This is a genomic window from Metabacillus sp. KJ11-3 (genome assembly GCF_055808295.1).
On sequence record NZ_CM147865.1, the window covers coordinates 543,036 to 565,060 of the forward strand.

Annotated in this window: 24 protein-coding genes and 1 pseudogene; 15 read left to right on the forward strand and 10 right to left on the reverse strand. The window is 35.8% G+C overall.

The genetic code is table 11. The annotated features are described in order from the left end of the window. The first annotated feature begins 5 nt into the window (after nucleotides 1-5). Both AC0L8O_RS02855 and AC0L8O_RS02860 read left to right on the forward strand, forming a co-directional pair. Nucleotides 6-401, forward strand: coding sequence for a secondary thiamine-phosphate synthase enzyme YjbQ (locus tag AC0L8O_RS02855; protein WP_226529173.1), 396 nt, complete (start codon nucleotides 6-8; stop codon nucleotides 399-401). Nucleotides 402-526: 125 nt separating this feature from the next. Then, nucleotides 527-766 (forward strand): DUF2651 family protein, encoded by a 240-nt coding sequence (locus AC0L8O_RS02860; protein ID WP_473446519.1) that lies wholly within the window; start codon nucleotides 527-529, stop codon nucleotides 764-766. A gap of 61 nt (nucleotides 767-827) precedes the next feature. On the opposite strand, the gene AC0L8O_RS02865 is transcribed toward AC0L8O_RS02860, so the two are convergent. Next, complete coding sequence (locus AC0L8O_RS02865; protein ID WP_473446520.1) at nucleotides 828-1,646, reverse strand: protein-glutamine gamma-glutamyltransferase; 819 nt, start codon at nucleotides 1,644-1,646, stop codon at nucleotides 828-830. 97 nt (nucleotides 1,647-1,743) lie between these two features. Beyond that, nucleotides 1,744-2,565 carry an MBL fold metallo-hydrolase gene (locus AC0L8O_RS02870; RefSeq protein ID WP_473448623.1) on the reverse strand — a complete coding sequence of 274 codons (822 nt, stop codon included), beginning with the start codon at nucleotides 2,563-2,565 and terminating at the stop codon, nucleotides 1,744-1,746. 390 nt (nucleotides 2,566-2,955) lie between these two features. Here AC0L8O_RS02870 and AC0L8O_RS02875 point away from each other — a divergent pair. The 7 genes and pseudogenes from AC0L8O_RS02875 to trpB all read left to right on the forward strand — a co-directional run bounded on the left by AC0L8O_RS02875 (nucleotide 2,956) and on the right by trpB (nucleotide 10,159). After that, a pseudogene (locus AC0L8O_RS02875) lies at nucleotides 2,956-3,263 on the forward strand (antibiotic biosynthesis monooxygenase family protein). Continuing rightward, nucleotides 3,260-3,628 carry a hypothetical protein gene (locus tag AC0L8O_RS02880; protein ID WP_473446521.1) on the forward strand — a complete coding sequence of 123 codons (369 nt, stop codon included), beginning with the start codon at nucleotides 3,260-3,262 and terminating at the stop codon, nucleotides 3,626-3,628. The pseudogene AC0L8O_RS02875 and the gene AC0L8O_RS02880 overlap by 4 nt, the downstream one beginning before the upstream one ends. A gap of 161 nt (nucleotides 3,629-3,789) precedes the next feature. After that, nucleotides 3,790-4,251, forward strand: coding sequence for a MarR family winged helix-turn-helix transcriptional regulator (locus AC0L8O_RS02885; RefSeq protein WP_026558959.1), 462 nt, complete (start codon nucleotides 3,790-3,792; stop codon nucleotides 4,249-4,251). Nucleotides 4,252-4,253: 2 nt separating this feature from the next. After that, nucleotides 4,254-7,376 (forward strand): MMPL family transporter, encoded by a 3,123-nt coding sequence (locus tag AC0L8O_RS02890; protein ID WP_473446522.1) that lies wholly within the window; start codon nucleotides 4,254-4,256, stop codon nucleotides 7,374-7,376. A 247-nt stretch (nucleotides 7,377-7,623) separates the two neighbouring features. After that, nucleotides 7,624-7,821: a cold-shock protein gene (locus AC0L8O_RS02895; RefSeq protein WP_026558957.1), complete on the forward strand. Its 198-nt coding sequence runs from the start codon at nucleotides 7,624-7,626 to the stop codon at nucleotides 7,819-7,821. Between the two features lie 175 nt (nucleotides 7,822-7,996). Then, the gene (locus AC0L8O_RS02900; protein WP_473446523.1) at nucleotides 7,997-8,884 is read left to right on the forward strand and encodes a peptidylprolyl isomerase; all 888 of its coding nucleotides are present in this window, start codon (nucleotides 7,997-7,999) and stop codon (nucleotides 8,882-8,884) included. A gap of 108 nt (nucleotides 8,885-8,992) precedes the next feature. Then, on the forward strand, nucleotides 8,993-10,159 hold the full coding sequence (gene trpB / locus AC0L8O_RS02905) for a tryptophan synthase subunit beta (protein WP_473446524.1): 1,167 nt from the start codon (nucleotides 8,993-8,995) through the stop codon (nucleotides 10,157-10,159). Between the two features lie 323 nt (nucleotides 10,160-10,482). Here trpB and AC0L8O_RS02910 read toward each other — a convergent pair whose 3' ends face one another. Then, the gene (locus tag AC0L8O_RS02910; protein ID WP_078432946.1) at nucleotides 10,483-10,800 is read right to left on the reverse strand and encodes a winged helix-turn-helix transcriptional regulator; all 318 of its coding nucleotides are present in this window, start codon (nucleotides 10,798-10,800) and stop codon (nucleotides 10,483-10,485) included. A 158-nt stretch (nucleotides 10,801-10,958) separates the two neighbouring features. On the opposite strand from AC0L8O_RS02910, the gene AC0L8O_RS02915 reads away from it, so the two are divergent. The 4 genes from AC0L8O_RS02915 (at nucleotide 10,959) to AC0L8O_RS02930 (ending at nucleotide 15,167) form a co-directional block, all read left to right on the forward strand. Further along, the gene (locus AC0L8O_RS02915; RefSeq protein WP_473446525.1) at nucleotides 10,959-11,906 is read left to right on the forward strand and encodes an aldo/keto reductase family protein; all 948 of its coding nucleotides are present in this window, start codon (nucleotides 10,959-10,961) and stop codon (nucleotides 11,904-11,906) included. A gap of 12 nt (nucleotides 11,907-11,918) precedes the next feature. After that, the gene (locus AC0L8O_RS02920) at nucleotides 11,919-12,770 is read left to right on the forward strand and encodes an NAD-dependent epimerase/dehydratase family protein (RefSeq protein WP_473446527.1); all 852 of its coding nucleotides are present in this window, start codon (nucleotides 11,919-11,921) and stop codon (nucleotides 12,768-12,770) included. Nucleotides 12,771-13,261: 491 nt separating this feature from the next. Further along, the gene (locus AC0L8O_RS02925) at nucleotides 13,262-14,152 is read left to right on the forward strand and encodes a 50S ribosomal protein L11 methyltransferase (RefSeq protein WP_473446528.1); all 891 of its coding nucleotides are present in this window, start codon (nucleotides 13,262-13,264) and stop codon (nucleotides 14,150-14,152) included. A gap of 85 nt (nucleotides 14,153-14,237) precedes the next feature. Beyond that, nucleotides 14,238-15,167, forward strand: a complete 930-nt coding sequence (locus tag AC0L8O_RS02930; RefSeq protein WP_473446529.1) for a manganese-dependent inorganic pyrophosphatase — start codon at nucleotides 14,238-14,240, stop codon at nucleotides 15,165-15,167. Nucleotides 15,168-15,391: 224 nt separating this feature from the next. Here the strand turns inward: AC0L8O_RS02930 and AC0L8O_RS02935 are convergent, their stop codons facing one another. The 4 genes from AC0L8O_RS02935 to AC0L8O_RS02950 form a co-directional block, all read right to left on the reverse strand. Continuing rightward, nucleotides 15,392-15,661 carry a YkvA family protein gene (locus AC0L8O_RS02935; RefSeq protein WP_473448626.1) on the reverse strand — a complete coding sequence of 90 codons (270 nt, stop codon included), beginning with the start codon at nucleotides 15,659-15,661 and terminating at the stop codon, nucleotides 15,392-15,394. A 154-nt stretch (nucleotides 15,662-15,815) separates the two neighbouring features. Next, entirely contained in the window at nucleotides 15,816-16,205 is a 390-nt protein-coding gene (locus AC0L8O_RS02940) for a sporulation protein (RefSeq protein ID WP_473446530.1), read from the reverse strand. After that, nucleotides 16,202-16,345, reverse strand: coding sequence for an FbpB family small basic protein (locus AC0L8O_RS02945; protein WP_473446531.1), 144 nt, complete (start codon nucleotides 16,343-16,345; stop codon nucleotides 16,202-16,204). Before AC0L8O_RS02945 ends, AC0L8O_RS02940 begins: the two co-directional genes overlap by 4 nt. A 285-nt stretch (nucleotides 16,346-16,630) precedes the next feature. Next, nucleotides 16,631-17,563, reverse strand: a complete 933-nt coding sequence (locus AC0L8O_RS02950; RefSeq protein WP_473446532.1) for a LysM peptidoglycan-binding domain-containing protein — start codon at nucleotides 17,561-17,563, stop codon at nucleotides 16,631-16,633. Between the two features lie 336 nt (nucleotides 17,564-17,899). Here AC0L8O_RS02950 and AC0L8O_RS02955 point away from each other — a divergent pair, with 336 nt between their 5' ends. Then, nucleotides 17,900-18,073 (forward strand): hypothetical protein, encoded by a 174-nt coding sequence (locus AC0L8O_RS02955; protein WP_198025672.1) that lies wholly within the window; start codon nucleotides 17,900-17,902, stop codon nucleotides 18,071-18,073. 115 nt (nucleotides 18,074-18,188) lie between these two features. Here AC0L8O_RS02955 and AC0L8O_RS02960 read toward each other — a convergent pair whose 3' ends face one another. The 3 genes from AC0L8O_RS02960 to desA all read right to left on the reverse strand — a co-directional run bounded on the left by AC0L8O_RS02960 (nucleotide 18,189) and on the right by desA (nucleotide 21,052). After that, the gene (locus AC0L8O_RS02960) at nucleotides 18,189-18,788 is read right to left on the reverse strand and encodes a response regulator transcription factor (protein WP_078432954.1); all 600 of its coding nucleotides are present in this window, start codon (nucleotides 18,786-18,788) and stop codon (nucleotides 18,189-18,191) included. Nucleotides 18,789-18,798: 10 nt separating this feature from the next. Continuing rightward, nucleotides 18,799-19,911 (reverse strand): sensor histidine kinase, encoded by a 1,113-nt coding sequence (locus tag AC0L8O_RS02965; RefSeq protein WP_473446534.1) that lies wholly within the window; start codon nucleotides 19,909-19,911, stop codon nucleotides 18,799-18,801. Between the two features lie 139 nt (nucleotides 19,912-20,050). Next, nucleotides 20,051-21,052, reverse strand: a complete 1,002-nt coding sequence (desA, locus tag AC0L8O_RS02970; RefSeq protein WP_473446535.1) for a Delta(5) desaturase DesA — start codon at nucleotides 21,050-21,052, stop codon at nucleotides 20,051-20,053. A 228-nt stretch (nucleotides 21,053-21,280) separates the two neighbouring features. Here desA and AC0L8O_RS02975 point away from each other — a divergent pair, with 228 nt between their 5' ends. Further along, complete coding sequence (locus AC0L8O_RS02975) at nucleotides 21,281-22,015, forward strand: cache domain-containing protein (protein ID WP_473446536.1); 735 nt, start codon at nucleotides 21,281-21,283, stop codon at nucleotides 22,013-22,015. Nucleotides 22,016-22,025: the final 10 nt, after the last annotated feature.

Here is a 22,025-nt window from a genome sequence, read left to right on the forward strand (position 1 = left end):
TCTAGATGTTAAAGAAGTATACGATTGAGACTCATCAACGCGACCAAATGATTGAAATAACTCATATCGTCCAAGCTTTTGTTAATGAACAGCAAATGAAAGATGGCCAAGTACTTGTATATTGTCCGCATACGACTGCAGGTATAACAATTAATGAAAATGCGGATCCGGATGTTAAGACGGATATGATAAGACGATTTGATGAAATGTTTCCGTGGAAAGTTGTGAAGGATCTTCACGCGGAAGGAAATACAGCGGCTCATATGAAGGCAAGTACGGTCGGAGCTTCCCAATCGGTTATCGTTTCCGGAGGGAACCTTTTACTAGGAACGTGGCAAGGTATTTATTTTTGTGAGTTTGATGGACCAAGACAACGAAATTTCTATCTTAAAGGATGTTAAAGTGCTGCTGGGCTGAATAGTCAAATTTTTGACAAATAGGTGAATTGGCATAGATGAATGGGTGCAATCCTTTTTTTATGGTAAAATAAGAGGAATGTAAGAGCAGTACGCTTATGAGGTGACATATGGAATTGTATACTCTCCTTTTTATATTCGCTGGGGTTGTCTTCATAACTTCCATTTTTGGATATATCATTACTAGGAAAATATATGTACCACCAGCGCTTATCTTTGTCCTCTTCTCCTTTTTGATGTTACTCTATTTTAATGAAACATTTTTTATATGGGTCATCATATATACCTGTTTCTCCCTTTTCATAACATTCATCATGTTTTTATTATTTAAAAGCAGAAAAGAAAAATAGCAACATCAATTACGAAAAAGCACCTGTGTTAAAACTGGTGCTTTTTTTATGGAACCCTAACTTAGATATAATATTTTTGCGATCCAATCCTTCCAACTATTGTTCTTGTTTCAATAAATTGAGTCATCAGATTTACCCTTGAAAGTGAAAAACGGTACAGATATTGATCATCGAGTCTTGTAACTTGTGAAAGAAGAAAAGCAGATTCTGTCGGGTATGGCTTTCGGCGTTTATTTAAGGAATCTATAATTCCCTCAGAAGTTTTTATTCCAATACCATGTCCGAAGTAAAGATCGTTTCCTAAATCGATCACATTCTCACCTTGCCATTGGGGGGTTTGGGGATTAAATTGAGGATTATCAAAGTATAAACAGTCCCCCGGAATATAATCATTTCCGCGTCGGGTAAAAATCGGCAAGTCATTATCAGTTTGCCAGTCACGCAGATATATGCCTTGGTATATACGATTAAATTGAGAAACGTCAATCGAGTCGAGTACAGCCTTATAAAAGATAATGACAATGCTTGTTGCACACTCAAATGCATATTCTTTTCCATTGTGAAAAATATCTGATATGGCAACGGAAGGGTTTATCCCTGCTCTTAGTTTAAATCCGCCTTGCTCTGTTAAATGCCAATACTGTTCATTACATCTAGCTTTTTCAAAGGTTGCGAACTTTGCTTTACTAGCTAATAAATGACGAGCGGCTTGTATGATGCTGTAACGAAGGTTCAGGGTGAATTCAAAATGCTGACTATTTAAATAAGAATAATTTTCTTGATAACGGCTCATTTTGTCGATCATTTCATTTTTTTCTGGTGGAAAACCGGAGGATTTTAATGTGTTTGCATCCACCACACGGTTACCAATAACAATCATGATGACCCTCCTAAAGAATTTGTCATATCATATTGTATGGTGGTGCAATCAAAGATAGAAACAAAATGGTGAATTCTTACTTTAGATTATACTTTTCCTACAATAACGTAATATCGCCTGATTGTTTAATGTTATCAGGAATTTCCGTGAGTACAAAGTTGTCTGTTAGAATGCCTAAATTGCTTTGTAACTCATTACCGGTCATTGGTAGACCATGTCCGGTAATAGCGATTTCTGGATGAAGGGCCTCAATTTTTTTCACGGATTGTTCGGCTGCTTCCCAATCAAGGGTGAAGTATGCCGGTGGTCCATGCAATTCCTGTTTTTGTGTGATAACCTCGTATAAAGATTCCTGCTCCACGGTAGTTATTGCATCTCCGGCAATTAAGACTTTGTCACTGTCTCTAAATAAGGAAACATGTCCAGGTGTATGGCCAGGAGTGTGAATAAAACGCCAATTTGGTAAACATGGTATGCTACCATCACCATTAAATAACCTTAAATGAGAGCTTATATCTATGCTGTGCCTTGGAAATAATGGTGACATTTTTGCAACAAGACCCTCTGCTTTGGTATTTGGCGGTGGATAATCACTTTTTCCTGTTAAGTACGGTTGTTCGAGAGGATGAGCATATACAGGAACATCCCATATTCTCAGTAATTCGTTTAATGCACCTACATGATCGAAATGCCCATGAGTCAGGACAATTCCCAAGGGACGGCAGTTTTCACCGAATCTTTTTTTCGCCTCTGCTAAAATGACCTCTTCTGAGCCGGGCATACCCGCGTCTATTAATATAAATTCATTAGAATCTCTAGGGTTCCCGACAAAAATGATATTAACGATTTGAACAGTAAAGCAATAAATATCTGGTAAAACCTCAAAACCCATTCCACTTGTCATTGAAGTAAGGGGCATTTTCTCCACTATAATAACCTCCATTTTTCTATAGTAGTGTTAGTATTTCTTAAAATTCGCAGAGTATGATGTGTTTAAGAGGAATGGATATCGTTTTTCTCCTATCGTATCTTGAACTATAATGAAAAGTAGACAAAATAATTTAAGGCTGTTTTCGCAAACATTGTTGCTTTGTAATAAGTGTAGAGGTTGTTGATTTGAGCTCCAGGCTGCTCGCTTTCCGTGGGGTGGGCGGTGAGCATCCTCAACGCTTTGCGTCTCCGGGGTCTCACCTGTCCCACAGGAGTCTCGCATATCCGTTCAAATCAACCCTATTTAGTTTTTTAAGTACTTTTTTAAAACAACAATCTTTTAGAAAAGAGCCTAATTTAAAGACAGGGAGATTTTCACATGTACATTGTTCATTCAACATTCCATGTCCCGCCAGAGAAGGCCGAAGAGGTTATTCAGATTTATCAGACAAGATCTAAATTGGTCGATAAATATGATGGTTTTATATCATTTCAACTCTTACAAAATGAGGTGAAGACCGGTGAATTAACTGTACAAATTATATGGGAAACCAAGCAAGAGACTATGTAAACTGGGTAACAAGTGATGCATATAAAAAAGTACATGAACTGGAAAAGAATTATCCTGACCAAGAGTTGGCTGCGATAAAGCCGATTGTGCAAAGGTTTAATGTGGTGGCGGAATGAAAAAGGAAATTGTAGAAGCTATTATTGATGAAGTGGTTGAGGGGATATATGAGGCTTTTCCAATGTTAGTTGAAAAATATGGAGAAGTTGGCAAAAATAAATGTAGGGAAGATAATCATCATCATTTTAAACATCTGAACACAGCATTTTCTCTAGATGAGGAAAAGATTTTCACTGACTATGCTCTTTGGCTAAATAACGTGTTAACATCCCGGGGGATGAAGGAAGATCATCTAATAGATAATTTTGATAGAATAAAAAAGGCATTACATACACATCAATCAGCTGAGGCAATAAAATATAATCTATATTTGCAATCCGCAATAGAAACAATTGAACATGTGAAAGCCGAGAAGGAGAATTAAACTCCTTCTTTTTTCATGTCCTCGGAACCTGAATCAGAGACAGAGAATTTTTTGTTTCTGGTTGAATATGATGATGTTATTGACAAGCAGGTTAAGTCGTTTTATAGTTAAACACGTTAATAGTTAAATTGTTTAATTACTTTTTGGAGGATGGAAATCCAATGAATGATATTTTGATACAAGATTTAATTAATCGGTATGTCAATGTTAGTTTTGCAGTGACAAAAAAAGCAGAAAATCTTATTAAAGAGAGTATAGGTGACACAATTACGAATGACCAGCATTACACACTTCGCTATATACATAAAGCTGGTACATGTACATCGACAGAGCTTTCAGAAGTTTTTGATGTGAAGAAAAGTGCGATTACCGCTATTGTTAATCGTTTAACAGAGAAAGAATTGATTAAGAGAACACGTGATGAGAGCGATCGTCGTGTTATTTATCTAACTCTAACTGATAAAGGTAAAGTCTTATTTGAAAAAACAGAAGAAAAAATTCATAAGCTTGTGGAATCCATTATCACAAGCTTTAATGAAAAAGAAATTGTTTCGTTTATTGAGACATATGAAAAGTTAAATGAGCAATTAGATAATTTAAAAGATTGTAAAATGGGGGAATAACTGTGAGTGCAATAATTAAAGGGAAATGGTTCGTTATTATTGGTTGGATTGCAGTTGTTATTGGGCTGTTTTTAGTAGCCCCTAATATGGGTGACCTCGTTAGTGAGAAGGGACAAATAAGTGTTCCCGAAGGCTATTCCTCATCTTTAGCTGAGGAGATCTTAAATGAGGTCCAGGAACAAGATAGTGTTGGTGATGAAATAACCGCTGCTCTTGTTTTTCATAATAAAGAAAAGCTAACAAATGATGAAATCAAAGAAGCAGAGAAAGCCATTCGCCTCCTGGAAAAAAATAAAGAATTAGACGTAGCGAATATCCTCACTCACTTCAACGAAAAAGCATTGGAGGACCAGCTTGTTTCTGATGATGGTAAGACGATATTAGCCTCGATTAGCATAAATCAAAATGATCGTGAAGGTAGTGAAATCTCAGAATTATTGTATAAGGCAATTGAAGACGTAAATGTTGAACATTATTACACAAGCGGATGGATGATAGATCAGGATGTGATGACAAGTTCACAAGAAGGGTTAAAGAAAACTGAGGGAATCACAGTTGTTTTTATTCTTGGTGTTTTATTATTAGTATTTAGATCGGTTATCGCACCTATTATTCCTTTAATTACAGTTGGACTTACGTATTTGGCTTCACAATCCATTGTGGCGATCCTTGTAGATATTGTTAATTTTCCTATTTCAAACTTTACCCAGATTTTCCTGGTAGCCGTATTATTTGGAATTGGAACAGATTATTGTATTTTATTACTAAGTCGTTTTAAAGAAGAGCTCTCACACCGAGAGAGTACTGTAGAAGCAATTATTGAAACATATCGTAATGCCGGAAGAACAGTGTTTTTTAGCGGTGTAGCCGTTATGATTGGTTTTGCAGCAATCGGATTTTCACAATTTAAACTTTACCAATCAGCATCAGCTGTTGCAGTGGGTGTAGCTATTTTACTCATTGCATTGTTTACGGTTGTACCGTTTTTTATGGCTGTATTAGGTAACAAAATATTCTGGCCATCAAAAGGCACATTAGAGCATAAGGACAGTAAATTCTGGGAAATTGTAGGCAGATTTTCATTAGCAAGACCACTCATTGCTTTGTTAGTCGTAGCAGCAGTATGTGTGCCGTTCTTATTCACCTATGATGGAGAACTATCTTACAACTCTTTAGAGGAGATCGGTTCTGATGTGAATTCTATTAAAGCATTTAACGCAATTTCAGACAGCTTTGGTCCAGGTGAATCTATGCCAACACAAGTTGTATTAAAAAATGATGAAGAAATGAATTCAACTGAATACATTGCTTTGGCAGAAACAATTAGCAATGAGTTAGAAAAGGTTGACCTTGTTGATTCCGTTCGTTCTGTGACGAGGCCAACTGGAGAGAAAATAGAAGATTTCTATGTTTCAAAACAAGTGGAAACACTTGAAGAAGGTCTTGGAGAAGGAAACGAGGGGATCGGGAAAATAAGTGAAGGACTTGCAGAAGCTGAAAGTGAGCTCTCAAACTCTTCACCACAATTGAAAGATGCAACAGACGGCATCAACGAGCTGATCACAGGGACGACAAAAATCAATTCAGGAATGTCCGAAATTCAAACAAACCTTGCAAAAATTGAGGATGGTATTCGTCAAGGTTCAGCTGGATCCACCGAAATTAAAAAAGGGTTAGAAGAAGCAAAGGCAGGAGCAGAAGAGCTTCAAGCAGGAAGTGCTCAACTTTTAGCCGGATATGAAGAAGTTGAAAGTACTCTTAATACTCTTTATAAAAATTATGGAGAAGTTGGTAAAGGTGTTTCCAGTCTATCAGGCGCTTTATCTGCAATAGAAGGTAAATTCGGAGATCTAGAAGCAAATGAAGCCTATCCAAATATAGAAAAGGATCCAAATTATTTAGCAATTAAAGGTACAGTTCTTGAAGCAAATAAACAATTACCAGTGCTAGCAGGTACTATTGATCAATTAAATAATGGGTTAAATGAACTTTCAAATGGTGTAAATCTGGCAAACACAAACTTTGCTAAACTTGTAGATGGCCAAAAAGAACTTACTACAGGCTTATCCCAACTAATTGCCGGAATTGAACAGCAGCAAGCAGGATTAAATCAGTTGGCTGATGGTCAGGGACAAATTGTGGATAACATCCCACAGCTAACAAATGGTCTTGCTGGAGTTACAAATGGTCAGCAACAGCTCTTGGACGGATTTGGCGACCTTGATGGGCAAATGAGTCAGCTAACAGATGGACTAAGTGAAAGTGTGGATGGTTTAAACCAAGTTTCAGATGGATTAGGGTCAGCACAGGAATACTTGGCTGATTTGTCAAAATCAGATGACTCAGCAGGCTTTTATCTGCCTGAAGATGTTTTAGAAAGTGAGGACTTTGAGGAGTCATTGAATACGTATATGTCTAATAATCGTAAAGTTATGACATTAGATGTGATCTTTTCAAGTAATCCATACTCAAATGAGGCAATTAATCAAATGGATGAGGTAAATGCAGCGATTGAGAGAGCAACAAAAGATACAAAGCTTGAAAATGCCGAGGTGGCAATTGGCGGAATTACAAGTACGAATGCCGACCTAAACACGATGTCAAATAACGATTACTCACGCACAGTTGTGTTAATGTTAATCGGTATATCTATCATTCTCGTATTCTTATTCCGTTCCATTATTATGCCGATTTATATTATTGGTTCATTGATATTAACGTACTATACGGCAATGGGAATAAATGAAGTGATTTTCGTGAATATTTTGGGATACACAGGTATTAGTTGGGCAGTTCCATTCTTTGCATTTGTCATCCTTGTTGCACTTGGTGTTGATTACAGTATCTTCTTAATGGACCGCTTTAATGAATACAAAAATTTATCTGTAGGTCAAGCGATGTTATTGGCAATGAAGAAGATGGGAACCGTCATCATTTCAGCTGTTATTATATTAGGTGGTACCTTCGCTGCAATGATTCCATCAGGTATGCTTTCCCTTATTCAAATTGCTGCCATCATCTTAACAGGCTTATTCTTATACGCGTTAATCGTGCTTCCGTTATTCATACCTGTCATGGTGAAAACTTTTGGTGCAGCAAATTGGTGGCCGTTTAAACGAGCATAATATCTTATTATTTACCCACTTTGTTCAGTAAAATATATGTAGAATATTATCGAATATTTGTGTATAAAAGGTTGCCCAGTTCCTTGATTTAAACAAAATTAAGTGTTAGAATTGAGTTAATTATTTTTGTTCGGATAAGATTGAGAGATGGAAGTAGCTTTAAAAAGTGTTTTCCTCTTGATGAATCGTTGTCTAGCAAGAATAGTAATACAAAGTGGACGTTAGATTCCACACAGGAGGAAAAACAATGCTACAAGGTAAAGTAAAATGGTTTAATTCAGAAAAAGGTTTCGGTTTCATCGAAGTTGAAGGACAAGACGATGTATTTGTACACTTCTCAGCTATCCAAGGTGATGGTTTCAAAACTTTAGAAGAAGGCCAAACAGTTACTTTTGAAGTAGAGCAAGGAGCTCGTGGACCACAAGCTGCTAACGTTCAAAAATAAGCATAACGCTGCAGAAGCAGCTCTATAAAAGACTCCGTTTAGGAGTCTTTTTTATTTGGAAATGGGGCTTGTTTTACAATTTCCCATAATTCGTCCATATTTATCCCATACTTGTCTCTTATAGTAGATAGCAGAGAGATGAAGGTTAACAATAAATAAGATTGAGGAGAATTTGATGATTGAAAAAATATTTGCAAGTAAAAAAACATTAGCTATTCTAGCAGTCCTAATAGTAGCAGCTATTGCTGTTTTTATCTTTTTATCAACTCGCAGCGATGTTGTCGCTAAGGTTGGTAGTGAATCACTCACAAAGGACGATTTATATACATTTTTTGTGGAACAAAACGGTGAAGCAGCTTTAGACACACTTATTACAAAAAACCTGATTAATCAAGAGGTGGAAAAAGAGAAGATAACCGTTTCAAGTAAGGAAATAGACGCAGAGCTGCAAGAGTTGATTGCCTCTTATGGTGGAGAAGAAACATTTGAACAACAGTTAACAGCAAGTGGATTAACACAGGATGATATTAAAGAAGATATTGAAGTTAATCTTAAAATTGAAAAACTCTTAGAACCTCAAATCGAGATTACTGAGGAAGAAATGCAAACGTATTTTGATGAAAACAAAGACTCTTTCGCACAAGCGAAGCAGGTAAAAGCAAGTCACATTCTTGTGGAAGATGAAGAAACAGCAAAAAAAGTACAAGAGAAACTTGATAATGGTGAAGACTTTGCTGAGCTGGCGAAAGAGTATTCAACAGATACAGCTTCAGCTGAATCAGGTGGAGATTTAGGGTTCTTTGGTGAAGGAAGTATGGTGGCTGAATTTGAAGAAGCGGCCTTTTCAATGAAAGTGGATGAAATAAGTGATCCTGTGAAGTCTGATTATGGTTATCATATTATTAAAGTAACTGATACCCAAGAAGCCGCAGAAGCAAACTTCGAAAAGAGTAAAGAAGAAATAAAAGGAATTTTACTAGATGAGAAAATGACAACTGAATATCCTACATGGTTAGAGGAAAAACAAAAAGAATATGATGTTAAGAACTACCTATCAGAATAATAAAGGAGCCCCTGTGGCTCTTTTTTGTTACGGCTAAAATATAATCAATGATATAATAATAGATAAAATCTGAATTTTCATATTTTTAAACAAAGGGGAGAAGCATTGATGAGTAATCATACGATTAAAAAAGGCTATTTTGGTGAGTTTGGTGGTAGTTTTGTTCCTGAAGATTTAAAAAATGTTTTAACCATACTAGATGAAAACTTTGAAAAGTATAAAAACGACCCTGAGTTTATTCAAGAGTTTCAATACTATATGAAAGAATATATCGGGCGGGAAAACCCACTAACATATGCTGAAAATCTCTCGAAGCAAGTAAGTGGAGCCAAAATATATTTAAAACGTGAAGATTTAAACCATACAGGGGCACATAAAATTAACAATGCAATTGGACAAATATTATTAGCTAAGCGAATGGGAGCAACAAGAATTATTGCCGAAACTGGTGCCGGACAGCATGGTGTTGCAACAGCAACTGCTTGTGCGATCGTTGGTGGTATGGATTGCACGATTTATATGGGGAAATTAGATACTGAACGACAAGCATTAAATGTATTTCGTATGGAGCTTTTAGGAGCGAAGGTAGTTTCAGTCGATAAGGGGCAAGGTAGGTTAAAAGATGCCGTAGATGCGGCTTTAAATGATCTAGTTGAAAACTATGAAAATACCTTTTATCTTTTAGGCTCTGCAGTTGGGCCACATCCTTTCCCAACGATGGTCAAGCATTTTCAATCCATCATTAGTGAAGAATCGAAAAAGCAGATTATAGAGAAGGAAGGAAAGCTGCCGGCAGCCGTCATTGCATGTGCAGGTGGAGGAAGTAATGCCATCGGGGCATTTGCTCATTATATTGATGAACAAGAAGTACGATTAATTGGAGTGGAACCTGCAGAAGCTCCTTCATTAACAGAAGGAAAACCCGCTGTTATACATGGTTTTAAATGCTTAACATTACTTGACGAGAAGGGAGAACCAAAGCCTACTTTTTCGATTGCAGCAGGACTGGATTACCCCGGGATTGGACCTGAACATAGCTATTTGAAAACAACAAACAGAGCTGAATATGTAACAGTAACAGGCGAGGAAGCTTTAGAAGCATTTCAAATTTTGTCAAAAGTAGAAGGCATTATTCCGGCACTTGAAAGCTCACATGCTGTTGCTTATGCAATGAAACTGGCAAAACAACTAGGTTCAGAAGACTCAATTATCGTTAATCTTTCAGGGCGCGGAGATAAGGATGTTGAACAGGTTTATAACATGTTGAAAAATTAATAAATCGGTAAACAAAGGAGCTGACCCGAAGATCTAGATTTTAGACCTTGGGTTAGCCTTTTTTCATACTTTGACCTTTTAATTCAGACAAATGTAAAAACCGGGACGTTCCATTGCGCTCCAGACACTTGCTTTCCGCGGGGAGGGAAATAAAGAAAGTGAGGAAAATAGATACCAATAAGGAGGGAGGAATATCCCTTTTTATTAAAAAACCCCACTATTGGGTTCTTTTCAAAAACACATAAGAAAAAGATGCTCAAAAAGTCGTCATTTAACGACCTTTTGAGTCATCCTCTTTCTGCTGGACCTTATTTGTGACAGGTTTATCCCCAATGTGAACCCCATTTTTTCATTTCTTTAATCATAGGATGAAGAGAATGGCCTTTTTCTGTCAACGTATATTCCACAGTGACAGGTACTGTTGCAAATGTTTCTCTAGTTAAGACCTGATGATTTTCTAAATGACGAAGCGTATCTGTTAATGCCTTTGGACTGATTTTCGGAATAGCCCGTTGTAATTCACCAAATCGTTTTGTGCCATCAAAAAGTTGTTTAATGACAAGAAAAGACCATTTTCCACCAATAATATTCAGTGCTTTTTCAATTGAACATTCAATATGTAGTTCATTTACTTTTTCCATAGTACCCCCTTATAGTTACTATAAAAAGTATAGTAGATTACTTGTTTTTAATTATATCAACAAAATTTCAGTACTTGTATACAATCTTCAAAAAATTTATAATTTAAAAATGTAAACGATTTCTATTAATACATAATTTATAAAGGGGTTGGGGTTGAATGAAGTATAGACGTCTTGGAAGATCAGGGCTTAAAGTAAGTGAAGTTAGCTTGGGAAGCTGGCTCACGTATGGAGCTTCTACGGAAAATGAAAAAGCGATAAAAACAATTGAAACAGCGTATGATTTAGGAATTAATTCTTTTGATACAGCGAATGTTTATGCCAAAGGGGAATCTGAGAAAGTAGTTGGTGAGGCTTTAGGGAAGTATCGTCGTGATTCATACGTGTTGGCTACTAAGGTGTTTTGGCCGATGAATGAAGGACCGAATGATCGGGGTCTATCAAGAAAGCATGTTTTTGAGCAACTGCATGCAAGTTTAAAAAGATTAAAAACAGATTATGTGGATATTTATTACTGTCACCGTTATGACCCAGAAACACCTGTTGATGAAACATTACGCACAATTGATGATTTGGTACGTCAAGGAAAAATTTTATATGCCGGTGTGAGTGAATGGACAGCACAGCAAATTCAAGAAGCAATTGGAACAGCTGATAAATATTTATTGGATCGAATTGTCGTTAACCAACCTAATTATAGTATGTTACATCGTTATATTGAGGATGAAGTTCTGCCGGTTAGTGAGCAACACGGAATTAGTCAAATTGTTTTCTCTCCATTAGCTCAAGGATTATTAACTGGGAAATATAGTTTAAGTAATCGTGCTCCTGAAGGAAGTCGTGCTACTGATCCGAATTCGAACATGCATATGAACAGGCTTTTAACAGATGAGGTTTTATCAAAGGTAGAAAAATTAGATGGGATTGCGAAGGAATTAGATATTAGTTTGTCACAATTAGCAATTGCTTGGATTCTTCGTTTACCGGGTATTGCAAGTACTTTGGTAGGGGCAACAAAACCTGAACAAATCATAGAAAATGCAAAAGGGTCTGATGTGACAATACCAAGTGATGTTCTTGCACAAATTGAGGGAATTTTAAAATAAGGATGTGAACGAATGAAAAAAGTTGTTGTAACAGGTGGGAGCGGATTACTAGGATCATCCGTTATAAAGGAATTTCTTGATAATGGATATGAAGTCGTAAATGCAGATAGAACATATCCACAAGAACCTATATGTAAAACGGTCTTAGTAGATTTGCAAAATTTAGGAGAAGTGTATGGGGTATTAGCTGGAGCGGATGCTGTTGTTCATTTAGCAGCCATTCCGGTCGCATACTCACATCCTAATGAAGTAACATTTAAAAACAATGTGATGTCAACTTATAATGTGTTGGAAGCAGCTGGAACATTGGGAGTCAAAAAAGCGGTCATTGCTTCAAGTGAGTCCTCATATGGTTTGGTGTTTCCGCTAAAGGAGCTTTCACCACAATATGTACCACTTGATGAAGAGCATCCACAATTACCGGAAGATAGCTATGGGTTATCCAAAATTGTAAATGAACAAACAGCAGATATGATTCATCGAAGAACAGGTCTCCAAGTTGTTTCAATGAGACTTGGTAATATTATTGCTCCTCATATGTATAACAACTTTCCAAGTTTTATTCATGATCCTGAACAACGAAAGGTGATTATGTGGAGTTATATTGATGCAAGGGATGCAGCAACCGCTTTCCGACTAGCGATTGAAACAGAAGGGCTAGGTTCAGTAGCTCTTAATATTGCTGCAGATGAAACGAGCGTTAATATCGAAAGTCATCAGTTAATGGAAACCATTTATCCTGCTGCAGAAATTAGAAGACCATTACAGGGGTATGAAACTTTGTTTTCAAATGAAAAGGCAAAGAAGCTATTAAATTGGCAGCCAAAACATAGATGGAGAGACTATGTGGACGTTGAAAAATAAGGCTCTTTTCTAAAAGGTTGTTGTTTTTCATAATTACTTAAAAAAACTAAATAGGGTTGATTTGAACGGATATGCGAGACTCCTGTGGGAGCTGTGGGACAGGTGAGACCCCGGAGACGCAAAGCGTTGAGGATGCTCACCGCCCACCCCACGGAAAGCGAGCAGCCTGGAGCTCAAATCAACAACCTCTACACTTATTACAAAGCAACAATGTTTGAGAAAACAGCCAAAAATAAAGATAACCAGGCCTAGCTTAATGCTAGGTTTTTTTGATTCTTACACAGAAATTGTCGAATGATGGATTTGAATAAAGTGGATAGATTTGTCCGGAAAGTTAAAAGATTTTACTTCATTTTTGAGAGATTCCAGCTTTTTAACTTACAGTAAACTAAGTACAAGAAAAAATAAAATTTGCTATCCTCTTTCATTGTATATTAAACTGTGTATGGACAATTTGTAGTGAAGCACTACATGAAGAGAGGAATCGATACATGTTACACGAATTTTCAATAAATGTACCTTTTAACGAGATTAATGAAGTCACTGATCTGCTTAATGCTGCCGGTATTTACAATCTTTACTATGAATCACCTATTGAAATTATTAAGGTACAAAATGGCTATGGGTATGAGGAAAAAGAAGATCAGCTTGTTGAACTGAAAATTTATGCAAGTGATCAAGAAGTAGACCATCTACCAGATGCATACTACCCTTTATTGGAAGCAACTCTTTCTATTTCTAGAGATGACATTACATATAAAACATACGATGAAACAAATTGGGAGCAATCCTATGATTTTGAGGACATTGATTTAGGAAATGAATGGATCATAAAGTATCCTAGCTCAGAACAGGAATACGATGACAAGCATGTATTGAAATTTGATCCACTTGCGGCATTTGGTACAGGTCTACATGAAACAACACAAGGCTGTTTACGTATGATTCTTAATAAGGATCTTACGGGTAAATCCGTTCTTGATCTTGGTACAGGCTCTGGTATGCTTGTAATTGCTGCATCTTTAAAAGGAGCAGAAAAAGTTGTGGCAGTTGATTATGAGGAGGTTGGACGTGAACTTTACCATAATGCGGAGCTAAATGACTTAACAAATGATCTTCAGGTTGTTCAAGCGGATTTAATCACAGGAGATTATGAGATTAATGAAAACTATGATTTAATCTTGATTAATATCGGTGCAAATGAAACGATAAGTATTATTGAAAGACATAATCTTCTTAAAAATAGTGACGACTTTTTTATATCTGGTCTTGTGGAATGGCATCTTGATGACTTAATCAATGTATTTGCTAAAGGTGGCTTCTCTATTGAAGAAAAATCACAAACAAATGAATGGGTTTCCATCCATTTTAAAAGAGATTAATACAATTTTTTCACAAATCCTAGTTAATTAAACCATAGTAGTTATGATATGATAGAGTATATTTCAATGTGTAAAGGAGTTAATTATGGAAAAAGTACTTGTTTTTGGTCACAAAAATCCTGATACAGATACAATCTGTTCTGCGATTGCATACGCTGAGTTAAAAAATAAAATCGGACAAAACGCTGAACCTGTACGTTTAGGGGAAGTAAGTGGTGAAACTCAATACGCACTTGATTTCTTCAAAAAAGATGCTCCACGTTTAGTAGAAAAAGTAGCCGGAGAAGCAAGCGAAGTTATTTTAGTTGACCATAATGAGCGTCAACAGAGTGCTGACGATATCGATGATGTTCGTGTTCTTGAAGTAATTGATCATCACCGCATTGCAAACTTTGAAACAAGTGATCCTTTGTACTATCGTGCTGAACCAGTTGGTTGTACTGCAACAATTTTAAATAAGCTTTACAAAGAACATGGTGTAGAAATTGAAAAAGAAACAGCAGGATTAATGCTTTCAGCGATTATTTCTGATTCTTTATTATTCAAATCTCCAACATGCACTCAAGAAGACATCGATGCAGCTAAAGAATTAGCTGAAATAGCTGGTGTTGATGCAAATGCTTACGGCTTAGACATGTTAAAAGCCGGTGCTGATTTAAGTGATAAATCAGTTGAGCAATTAATCTCATTAGATGCAAAAGAATTCCAAATGGGTTCTAGCAAAGTCGAAATTGCACAAGTAAATGCTGTTGATACAAACGACGTTCTTGCAAATAAAGCAGATATTGAAGCTGCGCTTAACAATGTTGTTTCTGAAAAAGGCTTAGACCTATTCTTATTTGTTGTAACGGACATTTTAACAAATGATTCAGTTGCTGTTGCAGTCGGTCAACAAGCAGGAAAAGTAGAGCAGGCATTTAATGTATCGTTAGATAATAATCAAGCGACATTACAAGGTGTTGTATCACGTAAAAAGCAAATTGTTCCTGTCTTAACAGAAGCATTTAGTAAATAATAATATATGTTTGAGCCACATTTCAATAAACTTGGAATGTGGCTTTTTATTAAGTAATAATCTCTGCCAGAACAGACTGGTTTTTTAGATGAGTGATGACAGACAAAGGGGAAGAGAAGGAAGGCAGGAATGTTCTTCATACCAGAGATGACGGACAAAAGGGGAGAGAGAATAAACAGAAACGTCCTTCATAGTGGTATGAAGGACGTTTTTTTTATAACTTACTAGAGTTTATATTTCTCTTTCAATGACTCCGGAGCCAACTTAATCATCCAATCCAGCACAAATGTCGCAATTACAACATCATCCACAATTCCTAAAATTGTAATATAGTCAGGAATTAAATCAAATGGGAAGAAAGCATATGTGAGAATGAGTAAAGTTCCCAATAACTTTTTGTGAGATTCTACTTGTTTGGAGAAGAAGAACTCTTTTAAAAACGGAAGGAATCTCCAAAAAGTAATGATAAACTTAAGTCTCTTTAATCGTTTCATCAATATTAATCACCCCTTTATGGTTTGAACGATAAGCTTGGGATGTAGTAACAAGTCTTTGATAGAATCTGGGGGGATTTTTCACCTCTAATGTAAGTGAGGCAACAAGCTTTGTTTCGAAAATTGTTAATAGCACTATCCCTATAAAGTGATCTTATATGACCTGAATGATATCCTGGTCTTTACTTTCAACCCCTTCATTAAAAGTAAGCCGAGTTTTAAATCGATATGAAATACTATCTGTTGAAGCAGGGATATCTTCTGGTAATTTAAAGGTGAAAGATACCTTGCTATCTTCTTCAGGATTGATAAGCTTTGATGATAAGATCGTAGCTGTATCAATGACTTTCTCTATATCTGTATTTCTATCAATTAAAACAAGATCACTATCAATCCTTTTTAATTGTTGCTCAATTGTTCCACCTTTAAGGTGAAAAAAACCTTTAATTAAATCACCGCGTTTATATGTGTCTTTTGGTAGAATGAGGTCAATCACAGCTGAACCAACACCTAAAAGGGACATATATTTCCTCAGTAACATCATTTATCTCCTCCAATATATTCGCTTTGTTTAACATATTTTTGTTCAAGGCGTTTTTCAATTTCATCTAGTTGATCTTTATCATTAAGAAGCTCTTCTTTGTTTTTCTTAATTAATTCGTCCATTGATCGTTTTTTTACCAATATAGTGATCTCCTTTATTCGTTATCCTATAGGTATAAAAGAAAAACCTTTACCGTCATGGTAAAGGTTTAGAAAACATAAAAGACCTTTACCAAATATAGTAAAGGTCTTGCTAACAACGTTAAGGTTGCCAACGAAGCCGAGAGTGATTCACTCTGTAATGACGACTTTGTTGTAAAAGCTACTCCCCTTTAGGAGAACGACTTATTTAATTAAGTTAATCATAAAGTATTTAACTGTTATCGTCAATTGTTTAAATGTTACAGTTTTGTTACGATTTCAAGGTCATTTGACCTTAATTGTTTGTAATGCTTCAATCATTTTTGGAGTGATCCCTTCTGACTCCTCTTTGTTTAAATAATGAATCGTCATACGCATCCAAACACCATTTACTTTTTTCATAACAATATTCACTTGGGTTTTACTTGTTGTTCCGTGCAGGAAAAATTCAGCATCTTGATAGAAGGGGTGTGAACTTGTCTTGGTTGGATATTCGGTTATCTTATAGTCCTTTAAGTATGCCCTTGAGTTTTCCTTTATCTCATTAATAGTAGCATTTGCATCCAACACTTCAATTCTGGAAAAATATTCACCATTTTTGTCATAACTTATTATAAACCGTCTAGGTTCCTCAGCATCAAAGCTGTATCCTTCTTTAGGAGAAGCACTGATCATGATTTCAGATGCATGGTAATTCGTTGGTGTGAAGGATGTTGTCCCTGCTTGAGCGACATTTAGAATTTGACCGACTTTAATCAAATCAGAGGTTAAATAGTTGATGGTTTTTAATTCTTTCACTGTCAAACCATAATTGGTTGCAATACTGTATAAGGTATCACCTTTTTTTACTGTAACGGTTGTAGGAATGATGAGCTTATCTCCTGCATAAAGTGTATTTGAAGAAAGTTGATTAAGGAATTTTAATTGTTGTACAGTAGTGTTATATTTTTTTGCAAAACTGTAGAGTGTATCACCTTTATTAATGGTAATCGTAGTTGGGATGGTTAATGTGTTACCAGGATAAATGAGTGAAGAAGAGAGGTTGTTCATTTGTTTTAATTGCGATACTGTCAACTCGTTTTTACCTGCAATACGATAAAGTGTGTCACCTTTTTTTATCGTATATTGTGTCGAAGCCTCTACATTGGAAATACCCCAAATTCCAGTTAATCCTAATGTTAAAGCTGCTAATTTTATAATGCCTTTCGTTGTTTTCATTTTGATCCCCCAATATTTATTCTATATACGGATGAGTTGGAAGAGTGAGGTCCATTTACATGTTCTTTTCAAGATGCCGTACTTAGTACATTAGACGAAATGAATAATCATATCGTTTCAAATAAATGAGCCTAATTTTTGGGGACTTTTAATATGATGAAAATTGGAGCTTTTTGTTGATTATTTTTGAGTCATTTCAAGAGACTTTTGGGTTCTAGCGGTTTATAATAAAGCATATAATCATTTTTACTTATAGATAATTGAAAACGAACATTGGTTGAAACACTTTATATTCGTTTCACACAAACCTATTTTAATAGAAAGGTGTGTCATAGAATGGAAGCTAATATAAAAAATCCGATTACTGTTGACTCAACAATATCATTAAAAGGAATTGTAAAAGCAATCTTTGATAATACCGTTCATATCCAGATTGGCGGGAAAATCATTACGATGCCAGTTACAGATTTTAACCTATTAAAAGGGGAAACAAATAGTCAATCAAACTAAATGATTTCTTAATATAACGCAGCGAATGGTCTGAACCATAAACGCTGCGTTTTTTTGTTTTCTACCTGTTGCTTAGAGTATAGTCTAGCGATAAGCTGAAGTCTCTCTTTATCTTTTATTTAAACCAACCTTTTTCCTTTGACTGACTAATAGCCTCGATTCTATTTTTTACATTGAGCTTTTCTAAAATTGTTGAAATATAGTTCCGGACAGTGCCTGATTTAATGCTAAGTTGATCTGCAATTTCTTTCGTGTTCATTCCTTCTGCGACTAAGCCAAGTACCTCTTTTTCACGTTCTGTTAGAGGGTTTTCTTCGCTATATAGATCATCCATTAACTCAGGAGCATAAATTCGTTTTCCGGCCATGATACTACGGATTGAATTGGCTAATTCTTCGCTTGGGCTATCTTTTAAAAGATACCCTTTCACACCTGCTTTTAATGCACGTTGAAAATAGCCGGAGCGGGAGAACGTTGTAAGGATAATGACTTTACAGTTTTTCTCCTTTAAATGTTCTGCAGCCTCTAGACCAGTCATGCCCGGCATCTCAATATCCATAATACAAATGTCCGGATTAAATTCTTCAACGAGAGTGAGTGCTTCTTTTCCATTACCAGCTTTCCCTACGACTTCCATGTCTTCCTCTAAATTAAGTAAAGAACCTAAGGCGCCTAAAAGCATTTGTTGATCTTCAGCAATGATAATACGAATCATAAGTATCCTCCTAATCTGCTTGTTTGACGACATGTGGAACGGTTATGAAGAGTGCTGTACCGTTATCTGTCAAAATGCTAAGGTAGCCATTAACAAATTCAAGACGTTCTCTCATCCCTGCTAAACCATTTCCTTTGGTAAAATCAGTGGATGTATTGCCAATTCCATCATCACTTATTTTTAATATAATTTGAGTTTGGGTTTGTTCTAATGAAATATAGCAAGTCGATGCCTGACTATGTCTTACAACATTTGTAACAGCTTCCTTTAAGCACATACTTAAAATGTTTTCTGTTAGTAGGGGTACATTTTTTGTTACCGATATATTCTCATCACAAACTAATTTAATTTGAGCAGCGTTTAAAATTTGTTTTACATGCGTCATTTCTTCTTTTAATCGAATCCCGCGCATTTGTGAGACCATATTTCTAACCTCATTTAATGCTGTCCGGGCCGTTTGTTGAATGTCCTTCATCTCATTTTTTGCTTGTTCAGGGTCTTTATGGATAATTTTTCGAGCCAAATCACTTTTTAGTCCGATCATCGACAGTTTTTGTCCTAATGTATCGTGAAGATCACGAGCTATTCTTTGACGCTCCTCTAAAATGACTAATTCAGAAATTCGTTTGTTGGCATCCTCTAATTTTTCTTGAAGGTTGTCACGTACCTTTCGATTGTAAATACTGAAAGGCAAGAAGATCACACTAAGGGAGCTAATCAGAACAAAGGGTAATTGTTTTAATAGTAACTCCTCATGTAAAATAATACTAAAGTTTATGGCTACTGCTGTTGCAACTAAGTGAATAATATAAAGCGTCAAAAAGTGAACTCGGTCCTTTATATTTCCAATAAAATACGCAATATAAAAGGAAAAGTAGAAATAATTAAACAAGTACGTAGATGTAAAGGAAATCCCAATGAGAATGAGTGTGAAAGCATAGACCCTCCAACTCTTAGAGAGAAAAGCATAACGAAACGTGATGAAAAACATAATTGTTAGAGTAATACCAGTAATTATTTCAGCTGTAGAAGATGATTGGAAAATGAAATAAAAAGGTAAAATACTTAAAAAAGCCCATATATATGGAGAAATACCATTGCTTATTTGAAAAATTCTCTTCATTTTTTGAACCTTCTTTAAAAATTGATTTTAGTGATATTTTATCATATGCATTTTTACCATGCTTTAAGAGGATGACAACTTAGATCTTACTATCCAAATGAATTAGGATCGTAATGCGCTAAGAGTCATCCTCTTTAGGTTAATTATTTTGGTAGCTTCTTAATGCGTTAAAGCCCACAAAGCGTTTGTTATGTGCATCCCATAACTTGAATTTTAGAGATTGTAAGCTGGTAGCCAACGTGATGGTAGGGACGTTTTGTAATGGCTCTGTACGATTATGAACTTCCTCAAGCTTATAATTTGGTACTCTCGGGCTTAAATGATGGACATGGTGATATCCGATATTGCCTGATAACCATTGTAAAAGTTTTGGAAGCTTATAATACGAGCTGCCTTCTACAGCTGCTAATACATATTCCCATCCATTATTTTCTTCATAATATGAATCTTCAAATGTATGTTGAACATAAAAGAGCCATATACCAAGCGAGCCTGAAACCATAAAGATCGGGATTTGTACTAAAAGAAACGGTACTGTTCCAAGTGCCCAGCAAAGGAGTACGATTAGAGCTACTACTGAAATATTTGTTAAATACGTATTCAAGCGTTCATTTTTTCTAGCACCTTTTTTATTGAAGCGGTTTTTAATTAAAAATTGATAAATTGGCCCAAGACCAAACATCACAAACGGATTACGGTAAAGTCTATAGCCTATTTTCCGCCAAGTTGAGGAAGCGAGATATTCATCGATTGTTAGCACCCATATATCACCTGTCCCTCGTTTATCAAGGTTACCACTTGTTGCATGATGGATTGAGTGATCATGCTGCCACTGGCTATATGGAAATAATGTTAAGATGCCAGTAATCGTTCCCAGCACTTTGTTAGCAGTTCTATTTTTAAAGAATGAGTAATGACAACAGTCATGGAAAATAATGAATATCCGTACAAGGAATCCTCCTGCAATGACCGTAAACGCAAAGGTAAGGAGGTAAGATATCGTTAAACTTTGATACGCAAGTGTCCAAAGAATAAAAAACGGGCCCAGTGTTGTAATAAGTTGCCAAATGCTAGCTTTTGTATTGGATTTTTCATAAGGAGCAACTTGCTTTCTTAAATTTCTTTGCAATTCTTTACTCATCTTTTTAATTCCCTTCATCGTTTGTATCTTAATTATATAGAGAAGAAATAAAATGTTGTAGACATAGGTGTCATAGGGACAGTATGACAAGTGTCATATATACATGATCACGACAGCAATATATATTTTAGGTTTTTGCCTTATATAATATTCTCTTTTGGCTATTTAAAATTGAAAATGGAAGGTGTATATTACTAGTTAATAGAATGTTAGATTTCAGGAGGAACTATGTTTTATTCGCTTAGGAATAGACTTTTTTTAATCTTTACTTTACTGTTAACGATTCCATTCTTGCTTTTATCCATTATCATTCCTTCCTGGTTTACCTCAATCATAGAACAGCAAACAAAGGATTCAACTATTGAAATGATGGATCAATATTCATTATACCTTGATTCCATTACAACTCAGGCGGAAGATCTAGGCAAACAAGTGCTGGTGGGTCAGGCAACACAAGATTGGCTGAAGGCTGAAAAGGAGGATAAAACAACAACTAATGCACAAAAGCTATTGATCAAAAACCAACTTAAAATGCAGTTATCATCCATGATGATAAACAATTCAAATAAAATGTCCATCTCTATATTTCTTAATGACGGAACCGGGACTTGGGGAAATAATTCTTCCCTTCAGAAAACAGAGTGGTACCAAGATTTTTTAGTGAATGATCAAAGGTGGATGAATACTCATATTGACTCCTTTCAACTCCATCAAGAAATGCGGGAAACAAACTTAAATGGCTATCTTATCCCTTTATTTGATATGAATATGCTGGAGTTATCCGGGATTATAAAGGTTAGTTTTCCATCTTCTTTACTAGAAACGGCGTTAAATAAAATTAAGCTTGGTGAAAATGGCAGAGTTTACTTATTGGATGGTGATGGTATTAATGTTTTACCAGGAGAGGTTCATACCCCCAAGGAGGTCTTAAAAAAAGTCTTGAGAATATTAAAAGCGGTATAGAAAAGGGTTT